This is a genomic window from Micromonospora sp. NPDC049799 (genome assembly GCF_040656655.1).
Taxonomy (GTDB): Bacteria; Actinomycetota; Actinomycetes; order Mycobacteriales; family Micromonosporaceae; genus Micromonospora.
This window is the reverse complement of the sequence record NZ_JBFAMU010000484.1, coordinates 1-3,771: the sequence shown is the minus strand read 5'-3', so window position 1 is coordinate 3,771 and position 3,771 is coordinate 1. Positions and strand designations below refer to the sequence as shown.

4 protein-coding genes and 2 pseudogenes are annotated in these 3,771 nt (G+C 75.0%); 2 read left to right on the top strand and 4 right to left on the bottom strand.

Features of this window, described 5'->3' with window-relative positions; all coding sequences use genetic code 11:
• Positions 1 to 79 (top strand): annotated as a pseudogene (locus AB0I76_RS24950) (cold-shock protein); the annotation flags it as partial.
• A gap of 4 nt (positions 80 to 83) precedes the next feature.
• Here the strand turns inward: AB0I76_RS24950 and AB0I76_RS24945 are convergent.
• The 4 genes and pseudogenes from AB0I76_RS24945 to AB0I76_RS24930 form a co-directional block, all read right to left on the bottom strand.
• Positions 84 to 305: pseudogene (locus AB0I76_RS24945) on the bottom strand (putative protein N(5)-glutamine methyltransferase); the annotation flags it as partial.
• On the bottom strand, positions 305 to 1,426 hold the full coding sequence (locus AB0I76_RS24940; protein ID WP_357040027.1) for a cystathionine gamma-lyase: 1,122 nt from the start codon (positions 1,424 to 1,426) through the stop codon (positions 305 to 307). The gene AB0I76_RS24940 and the pseudogene AB0I76_RS24945, both read right to left, overlap by 1 nt.
• The gene (locus tag AB0I76_RS24935) at positions 1,423 to 2,430 is read right to left on the bottom strand and encodes an NAD(P)H-dependent glycerol-3-phosphate dehydrogenase (protein WP_357040023.1); all 1,008 of its coding nucleotides are present in this window, start codon (positions 2,428 to 2,430) and stop codon (positions 1,423 to 1,425) included. Before AB0I76_RS24935 ends, AB0I76_RS24940 begins: the two co-directional genes overlap by 4 nt.
• Before the next feature lie 55 nt (positions 2,431 to 2,485).
• Positions 2,486 to 3,226 (bottom strand): lysophospholipid acyltransferase family protein, encoded by a 741-nt coding sequence (locus AB0I76_RS24930; protein ID WP_357040020.1) that lies wholly within the window; start codon positions 3,224 to 3,226, stop codon positions 2,486 to 2,488.
• A 114-nt stretch (positions 3,227 to 3,340) separates the two neighbouring features.
• Between AB0I76_RS24930 and AB0I76_RS24925 the strand changes: the two genes are divergently transcribed.
• On the top strand, positions 3,341 to 3,771 hold a 431-nt coding region (locus AB0I76_RS24925), incomplete at its 3' end, for an NTP transferase domain-containing protein (RefSeq protein ID WP_357040030.1).

The window sequence follows — 3,771 nt, the reverse complement described above, 5'->3', positions numbered from 1 at the left end:
CCTCGTCGAGGACATGATCAAGGTGCTGGAGGCGAAGGTCCAGCCGGACCTGCGCCGTGGTCGCTTCCCGGACCGGAAAGCGCGCGGGGCACGAACACCCCCGGCCCCACCGCGATCCGCCGGCCGCAGAACTCGGCCCACCCCAGCAGGTGCTCCAGCGGCTGCCCGGCGACCCGTCGGTCCACCAGGTCGGCCAGCTCACCGGCCGTGCCCGCCTCGGCGGCGAGCAGGTCCGCCTCCTCCTCGGCGTAGACGCACCCGGCGGCCCGCAGCCGCCCGACCAGGGCGGCCCGCTCGTCGGGCATCAGCCGGCCGCCTCCAGCGCCGCCGTCACGTCGGCGACCAGGTCGACGGTGTCCTCCACGCCGCAGGAGAGCCGGACGAAGCCCGGGGCGGTGTCGTCCCCCCACTGGGCCCGCCGGTCCGCGGAGGTGTGCAGGCCACCGAACGAGGTGGCGGCGGCCACCAGCCGTGCCGCGTCGAGGAAACGAGCCACCCGCCCGGCGTCGCCGAGGTCGAAGGAGAGCACTCCGGGCATCCGTCGCATCTGGACCGACGCGACCGGGTACGCCGGGTCGTCCGGCAGCCCCGGCCAGCGCACCCCGGTCACGTCGCGACGCCCGGCCAGCAGCCTGGCGACGGCCTCGGCGTTGGCGGTCTGCCGGGCCAGGCGCAGGTCCAGCGTGGCCAGCGACCGGTGGGCCAGCCAGGCGTCGAAGGCGCCCGGGACCGCCCCGGTGACCGTCCGCCAGTTGGTCACCGCGTCCAGCAGTTCGGGCGTACGGGTGGCGACGTAACCGAGCAGCAGGTCCGAGTGACCGGTGAGCGCCTTGGTGCCGGAGGCGACCACCAGGTCGGCACCCAGGTCCAGCGGGCGCTGCCCGAGCGGCGTGGCGGTGGTGTTGTCCACCGCGACCAGGGCACCGGCGGCGTGCGCGCGGGCGGCCAGCGCGGACACGTCCACCACGTCCAGGCCGGGGTTGGCGGGGGTCTCCAGCAGCACCAGCCGGACCCCGTCGAGGTCCGGGTACGGGCCGGCGGTGGGCGCGAAGAGGACCCGTACGCCCATCGGATCCAGGGTCTCGGTGGCGAAGGCGCGCACCGGGAAGTAGCCGTCGGACGGCAGCAGGACGGTGTCGCCGGGCTTCAGCAGCGCCAGCAGCAGGCCGGTGATCGCGGCCTGCCCGCTGGCGAAGACCCGGCAGTCGCCCGCCTCCAGCTCGCCGACGGCCGCCTCCAGCAGCCGCCTCGTCGGGTTGTCCGGGCGACCGTAGCCGTTCGGCGACGCGGCCGGCCCGGCCCAGGGGTCGAGGTGGTAGGGCGCGGCGAACACCGGGCCGGGCAGGAACGGCTGCCCGGGCACCGGCTCCGGCAGTCCGGCGTGGACGCAGCGGGTGCCGTCGTGCGGCCCGGTCACGGCGCTCATTCCGGCTTCGTCGTACGGCTCATCAGGGCGTCCACCGCGAGCCGCGGGTCGACGCCCTCGTGGCAGACCAGCTCGACCTGCTCGGTGATCGGCATCTCCACGCCGTGCGCCCGGGCCAGGTCCCGGATCGCCAGGGCGCTCTTGACGCCCTCCGCGGTCTGCCGGGTCGCGATCCGGGCCTCCTCCAGCGTCGCGCCCCGGCCCAGGTGCTCCCCGAAGGTCCGGTTCCGGGCCAGCGGCGACGAGCAGGACGCGACCAGGTCGCCCATGCCGGCCAGGCCGGCGAAGGTGAGCGGGTCGGCGCCGAGCGACACGCCCAGCCGGGCGGTCTCGGCCAGCCCCCGGGTGACCAGCATGGCGCGGGTGTTGTCGCCGAAGCCCATGGCGGTGGCGATGCCGTACGCGAGGGCGATGACGTTCTTGACCGCACCGCCCAGTTCGCAGCCGATCACGTCGTCGTTGGTGTACGGCCGGAAGTACGGCGTGGTGATGGACCGCTGCACCAGGGTGGCCCGGTCGGAGTCGGTGCCGGCGACCACCGTGGCGGCCGGCTGCTCGACGGCGATCTCCGGCGCGAGGTTCGGGCCGGAGACGACCACCACCCGGTCCGCCGCCACCCCGGCGGTCTCCACGATCACCTCGCTCATCCGCTTGGTGGTGCCCAGCTCGATGCCCTTCATCAGCGACACCAGCGTGGCGTCGGGGTGCAGGTGCCGGGTCCAGTCGGCGAGGTTGCCGCGCAGCGTCTGCGACGGCACGGCCAGCACCACCACCTCCGCCCCCGTGATCGCCTCGGCGGCGTCCCCGGTCGCGGTCACCCGCTCCGGCAGCACCAGGCCCGGCAGGTACTCGGGGTTGCGCCGCTCGGCGCGGATCTGGTCGGCGACCGGCGCCCGGCGCGCCCAGATGGTGACGTCCCGCCCGGCGTCGGCGAGGATCTTGGCGAACGCCGTCCCCCACGAGCCCGCGCCCAGGACCGCCACGTGCCCACGCGCGCCACTCACTGAGCCACCTTCGATCGCGACTGCGGGGCTCGCAGACCCGGCTCACTCCTCGCGCTCACGCCGCCGCCTCCGGACGCTGCTCGCGGCCGACGGCCGGACGGGGTGGGCGTTCCCGGAGCGGTGGTGGTGTCCCGCCCCGGATCTCGGCGAGCATGTCACGCAGGCGCAGCATGATGGTGTCGGTCATCTCCTCGAGAACGGCCCTGGTGGGTGTGGCACCCGCCCAGCGGCTCAGGTCGACCGGTGGGCCGGCGACCACGGTCACCGGAATCCGGGGGCGGACGTTCAAGCGCGTGGTGCGGGGGTCGAAGATCCGCTCGGGACCCCACATCGCCACCGGGACGACCGGTGCGCCGGTGGCCAGCGCGAGCCGCGCCGCGCCGGTCTTGCCCTTCATCGGCCACAGCTGCGGCTCGCGGGTGGTGGTGCCCTCCGGGTAGATGACCACGGCACCGCCCTGGTCGAGCGCGGCGACCAGCGCGTCCAGCGACTTGACCGCGTCGACCGAGCCCCGCTCGACGGGGATCTGACGGCACCGGTGCAGGATCCACCCGATCACCGGCACGCGGAACACGCTGGCCTTGCCGAGGAACTGCGGCCACCGTCCGGAGTCGTACACGAAGTGCGCCACGACCAGCGGATCGGCGTGGGAGATGTGGTTCGGCACGATGATCACACCGCCGTCGCGGCGCAGGTGCTCCATGCCGCGCCAGGTCCGCCGCGTCCAGATCGTCATGACCGGCTTGACCAGCACCACGGCGAACCGTGGCCAGAACCCCAGCCTGCGCCGCCCCACCGTGCCTCCTCCTGCTGCCCCGACCCGCGCCCTGACACCCGCAGCGGAAATCATGCCTGCTCGCCCCGGCTCCGGCCAGTGAGGGTACCGCCGTCCGGCTGGCAGGATTGCGCCGTGAGCCCGACAGTCTCCGAGCCGAGCTGGACCGTGGTGGTGCCGGTGAAGCGCCTCGCCGCCGCGAAGAGCCGGCTGCGGGGTGCGCTGCCGGCCGTACCGCACGAGGAGCTGGCCCTGGCGCTGGCGGCCGACACCGTCCGCGCGGTGCGGGCGTGCCCGGTGGTGGCCGGGGTGGTGGTCGTCACCGACGACCCCCGCGTCGCGGCAGCGGTCGGCCCCGCCGGTGCCCGGGTGGTGGCGGACACGCCGGACACCGGCCTCAACGCCGCGTTCCGGCACGGCGCGTCCGCCGTCGCCGGCGGGTGGGTGGCCGGACTCACCGCCGACCTGCCACGTTGGGCTTCACGACGATCCGGTCGTCCGGGATGCCGTAGTCGCGCAGGTGGTCGGCGACGGCGGTGGTCAGTGCGACGAACCGGTCCACCGAC